7 protein-coding genes are annotated in these 5,537 nt (G+C 45.8%); all 7 read right to left on the bottom strand.

From position 1 onward, the window contains the following. On the bottom strand, positions 1-2,127 hold a 2,127-nt coding region (locus tag A3735_RS05110; protein WP_197485676.1), incomplete at its 3' end, for a LamG-like jellyroll fold domain-containing protein. Further along, on the bottom strand, positions 2,120-2,548 hold the full coding sequence (locus A3735_RS05105) for a hypothetical protein (protein ID WP_068508270.1): 429 nt from the start codon (positions 2,546-2,548) through the stop codon (positions 2,120-2,122). The genes A3735_RS05110 and A3735_RS05105, both read right to left, overlap by 8 nt. After that, entirely contained in the window at positions 2,538-3,332 is a 795-nt protein-coding gene (locus A3735_RS05100) for a type II secretion system protein (protein ID WP_068508272.1), read from the bottom strand. The genes A3735_RS05105 and A3735_RS05100 overlap by 11 nt, the downstream gene beginning before the upstream one ends. Beyond that, positions 3,332-3,883, bottom strand: a complete 552-nt coding sequence (locus A3735_RS05095; RefSeq protein ID WP_197469704.1) for a prepilin-type N-terminal cleavage/methylation domain-containing protein — start codon at positions 3,881-3,883, stop codon at positions 3,332-3,334. Before A3735_RS05095 ends, A3735_RS05100 begins: the two co-directional genes overlap by 1 nt. Further along, the gene (locus tag A3735_RS05090; RefSeq protein ID WP_068740403.1) at positions 3,880-4,425 is read right to left on the bottom strand and encodes a type II secretion system protein; all 546 of its coding nucleotides are present in this window, start codon (positions 4,423-4,425) and stop codon (positions 3,880-3,882) included. The genes A3735_RS05095 and A3735_RS05090 overlap by 4 nt, the downstream gene beginning before the upstream one ends. A gap of 61 nt (positions 4,426-4,486) precedes the next feature. Next, on the bottom strand, positions 4,487-4,963 hold the full coding sequence (locus A3735_RS32360; RefSeq protein ID WP_068508280.1) for a type II secretion system protein: 477 nt from the start codon (positions 4,961-4,963) through the stop codon (positions 4,487-4,489). A 220-nt stretch (positions 4,964-5,183) separates the two neighbouring features. Beyond that, positions 5,184-5,537, bottom strand: a 354-nt coding sequence (locus A3735_RS30300) for a hypothetical protein (protein WP_197485675.1), incomplete at its 5' end; no start/stop codon positions are given.

The following is a 5,537-nucleotide window of genomic DNA, read 5'->3' as shown; positions in this document are numbered from 1 at the left end:
ATAGGCGCCACATGAACGTGTCTCGGTATATAAGGCATTCACTTGCGAATCACTTAGAACGCTGTTGTATATTTTGACTTCATCTAGCTGACCTTGAAAGTACTCTGGCGAACCACCTGTATCTTCTATCCGGCCGATACTCGTGAAAGAGTTGCCAATCACACCTGCTGCTGCGGTGCCACTTTGATCCAACACGCCATCAATATATATTTTATACGCACCACTACCGGCATCACGTGTTAGTACCACATGATGAAAGCTATTATCATTGATCACTCCTGAGGATTTTGTTGAGTAATCGTTACCGACCGATAAGCCAATATGGCCCGAGGCATCGATCCAGCCCCAAAAGATATCGTCGGAGCCTCCCGCCTCTTCTATACCTGCAATACCGGGCGCCTGCCATCCGGTATTATTTCCTACTTGTGTGGTCTTGATCCAAAAACTCAGTGAAGAGGTTCCCGTAAGCGTTGTGCCTACGGCTGAGCTTTCAATGTAGTCATCAACACCATCGAAATCGCCTGCTCGGCAAAGGTGTGCTGTATTCGTTGTGTCTAAGCCATTTTGAGAACTGGCATTGCTAGAACTAGCTGAGCTATCCACCACATCACCTGATGAGCCAGACCAAGCCGTCTCGTCCATTCGAAATTCTGCGACAGGTTCAGGTAGCTCACCTGTGACCGCACATGAACTCAAAGCTGCACTTGGAATAGCTTCCCAACTGCCACCGTCACGGCGCCATTGCAAACGAGCATAAGCTTGACCAGTATGCTCAAAGTGCTCCATCTGAACGATATAGCCCTGCCCAGAATTTAATAATTGCGCCGCAGAAGTGCTCGAATAACGCGGTCCATGAAGGCTCCAGTCATTAATAATCTCACTACCTTCAAGGTCTAAGCGTACACCATCATCTGAATACAGCCGGAACTCATAACTACCTGTTTGTGTCGGTACCACATAGCCATTCCAACGAATACTGAAACGCTCATTATTTCCAGAGGTACTAGGGAAAATAGTCGGCGTTCCTGAGCCCCAACCAAAATCCACTTGGCTATCTTTACGCAGATATGCCGTACCGGTAAATAAACCTGAAGGCTGAGAAACCTTGGTTCCACTTCCGTTACGTTGATCAAAGTAATGACCAGTTAAACCAGAGAAATCAACGCTGTGATCAGTACCATCCACCGTCAAGGTATATGCCTGGCCCGCTACAATTCCTGTTACCTGCAATACAACCGTTGTGTCACTTTGCTGACTAACACTACTAATCGTCGCTGCATTTAAGGAGTAGTAGCTAGTATCTAAGGCATCACTATCAATGGTATTGTCGAATTCGACTACCAAGAGATTATCAACACCACAGGCACCATGGACACTATCAACATTCAATACACCACTCGCCCCTTCTCTCAAAGCAATTAAGTGACCAATGGCATCATCAAAAATTGTTGACGCCGTCGCGACTCGATCACCCGATGCACCTGCCGTAGGTCGAAGCTCATATGCGGCCATTGTTGTTATTCCGTCATTACCCTTATGTTCCTCAATATCGTACATTTCAGTCATACCGACAGGTGCGGAAAACGCTGCGTCTCCGGCTTCAAGCGTATAAAATGCCACCAGCATTCCCCCCGAGCCTGAAGTATTGACCGACGGTGCTGTCACACTGGACCAACTCATACCTACGCTAGAATCTTCATCATCTATTGGTGTGGAGGTATCGACACCTCGAAAGACAGACATACCACCTATATACCGCCGATTCCGATTGCCATCAAAATCAAAGTTATACCCGGTCCCAGCGTCGCCAGACGTAGCCAGGCGATAGTACAATGATTGGAGTACATCATCGTCTCTGTCTTGAGAGCTAATCTGAGTCCAACCAGCTGGCGCTGTCACCCCATCACTACCACTTCTGTTTCGGATAGTAATCTGCACCAATAACAAATCATTTTCTTCAGCACTCGCTGGTACAGTAAGAGTGACATCATCGTTATTGCCATCTTCAGTCGTACTAGCTACAAAAGTAATTGCAGAATGAGCACTACTAGCGAAAGTAAACAGACAGACAATCACACATATACTTGTAATAAGTCGGAACAATAACAAAACATCCTTATCAATCATGAGCCCTCACCTGCACCGAACGAGTCGCCTGGTCCAAACCACTTCCACAGGTCGCTGTGCTTGTAAATGTCATATAATTTGTACCTGCCACCGTATCAATTCGGCAAATCAGTTGTGCAATGCAGTTATCCAAGCCAGGGTTACTCCCTCCTGCATCAAAGTCCAGATACCCCATTGCATCATTACAAGTTGTCCCACCAACGAACACTCTGTTTAGCGCTATCTGAGCACCGCTTTCCGCCGCGTAAAAGGCTCGTGTAGATTCAAAGTCTTGAGCAAAGCCCATACTGGAATCTTCAGCCAGATCACTCATTGCCAAAACGATCAAAGCAAGAATAACGATCAAAAATATTGTCGCAGGAAGTCCAATACCTCGCTGCTTAAGGTGTAGTTGTCTAAAGTGGAGTTGCCTAGGGTACATTGCGAATTTGCACCTCTTGATTTACGGCCTGGAGTTCACCATTACTACCTGTAACACTGTAAGCAATATTTACCACAGCATTACGAGTCAGGCTGGCGTCTGTATAAGCAAAGCTACCTAAATTCGCACCATTTGCCATGACAGTTTGCTTGTTGGTATCAGGGGTCGAATCAAAGCCATAATCAAAATAACGATAGAGAAAGCCACCGCTAAAACAAAACATCACGGGGTCCTGACTAATAAACAAACGCTTAGTTGGGGAGTCACTGACAAATTGATGGCTTGATTGTAAGTTAATCGTCAAAGCACCGGCTGTTGCGCCGGCAGTAATACTAGAAAGCAAGCTACTAATTACGCGCTGGCTTCCAGATAGGTCATAAACATCACTGACGGCATTACTATAAACGGCCACTCTGTCCTGGCTAGTATCGACACTTGCATCCACGTAGCTAGCAAAAGGTACCACCTCGAAACTACTGGCCCCACTTAAAATCGGCACACTTAAATAGTCCGTTGCAGCGACAGTGGGAATAAACTCAATACATGAGCCGCCACTAAGCGTTTGAATACTATTCGGTAAAGCTAATCGTAGTTCTCTACTTAGCTTCTCTGATACCACCCAAGCAATGGCAGATATTTTACCGCGCTCAGAGGCATCGATCATGCCCTCCGTAGTTCGACCGATAAATCCGGCAATTCCTACACCTAGAATACCTATCACGACAATCGTGACAATCATCTCGATTAAGGTAAATCCTTTAGAGTCATTTAAGGGGCGCGACATTAGAAGTTCCCCTTATAAGCGGCAAAGGTCATCGTACTTTGGCCCGGTGGCGTTATCGAAATAGTTATTTTCTTGGCGTGATTCGTTGCACTCGCTGACACTAAGTTAGCGGTATCGCACGCCACACTAATAGAAACACTATAACTGTCATAAGAACTATCTAAACCTGCAGTTAAGCTGACCGGTGGAGCATCTGTCAAACCATCATAGTCATCCACATCGTTATAGACAGAGCGAGTTTCCAGGACGCCTCCGGGTGAATCGGGACCCAGATCTGCTGCTGTACAACCTGGGCTCGCGACCATCGGCACACCACCCACGGGCGTAGCGTGGTCATAATTCTTTGATAATATTTCGTCAAAATATAACTGTGTCAGCTTTAAGGTCTTATTCCTCCAAAGGGGGTCAGCACTATGTTTCATGGTAAAACTGAAAGAGTTCAGCACTGCAACCATAGCAATCGATAGAATCACAATAGAAATGACGAGTTCAACCAAGGTGACGCCTTGCTGTCGGCTTAAACTTCTTGAACGAGTAACATTAGCTCTCACGGGCATGCCCCCGACGATTCGTAAACAAAACCCGAGGAGGAGAAGCAAATACGATGGGTTTTCGTACCAACGATCGTAACATTGTGATTTGCGGCATCGTCCATACTTGCTGTTTGATCCCACGCCAAACTAACAGTAGCCCCCAACGCCAGCGCAAGGCCATCTATTGAAATTGTGGGCAAAGGTGTTTCCAGTTGATAAGTCTGAACGCTTTGCTGATGCTTCAGTAGGGTAAAATGCAGGTCGCCGCCAGCGGTACGAATAAACTGTATTTCCGCTGGATCTCCCGACGGTATAGGTGCCGCACCCGCTATTTGCACCTCTTGAGCACTGACACCCAAGGCTAACTGTTGCGCGAGTAAACCAAGAGAAAGAAGCCTTTCCTTGGCTAAGTAGTCTGCATAGGAGTCTTTTGAAGAGAACAGGCTATTGGCACCGACACTTAGAACACCGATGAGCACGATGACCATCACCAGCTCAATCAAGGTAAAACCATGCTGGTTAGTCTGTTTTGAATAGTTTGCTATGATCTTGTTCGACAAAAATCTTGCCTTTAAAAAACGAAAAAAAGCGCCCACCGGCGCTTTTTCACACAACTACTAATCAATCACAATTCGTAACATCAATTGAAATAGTTGGGCTATTATTTGCTGCAGCAGCTGTATAGGTAATACGGCAAGTTGCTGCATTAGCTGGTGTTACACCTGAAGCTGTCACTGTAACCGTCGAAGTTGCTAAACCGCCTGGAGTACCACCCAAATCGAAATCAGCAGCAGTAATCTGAGCAGCATCAAGAATACCTTCAGATCCAGCAGTTTGTGCTTCAGGATAGCCGTTCAACATCTGAATAACCTGACCTTCCATTGTAATTTCAGTCAAGGAGTTATCGCCCTGAGCCAAATAGTCTGCGTGAGCTATGGATGACGCAGACCTCATCGCGCCATAAGCACCTTGAAGTGCTGCAGCACGCGCTTCACCACCTAAGTCTGCAAAACGAGGCAATGCAAAGGCTGCCAAAATACCTAAGATCACGATAACCATGACCAATTCGATGAGTGTAAAACCCGCTTGACGCTTCATGAGTAGAGCTCCTAAATCTTAATAATTATTTACTGCTTTCGTTCGTTAAAATTAAAAGTTAATGCTTCTTGGACTTAACGCCAAGTTTAAGTAGCACTAAAACTTCGTTCACTAATCTATTGATTTAACTATAGACATGCTTTTAAAACTTCGCACATCATTAATGTATGTTTTTGTTTAAAAATCGTAACAACAAAGCTTACTTTCTTAATAAAACTGCTTAAGGCTGAATATCTGTATAGACAGTGCCGGTGTTCGGGTCATACTCAACGTTATGTCCATCAACTGTTGCCTGATAGGTATATCGACAATCACCAGAATTCACCGTTGTCAGGTAGTCTTCACCCACGGCTGTCGACGTCGTTAGGCCATTAGTATTCATTAATGCCCCCCACAGTGCATTACACTCAGCAGCGGTCATTCCACTGGGGTTGGTGTTACCATTTACGCCTGTTGGCCAGCCATCGACACTAACATCGATAACATTATCTGGTTCACCATATCCAGGTAAGTCTGTAATGGCGGTACGGGTACCGTTTGCCAGCCACTGGGCTCTAACCAGTGAAACCGACGA

The organism is Oleiphilus sp. HI0061, assembly GCF_001635675.1.
Note: the sequence above shows the minus strand (reverse complement) of the source record. Positions and strands in the feature narration are given on the sequence as shown.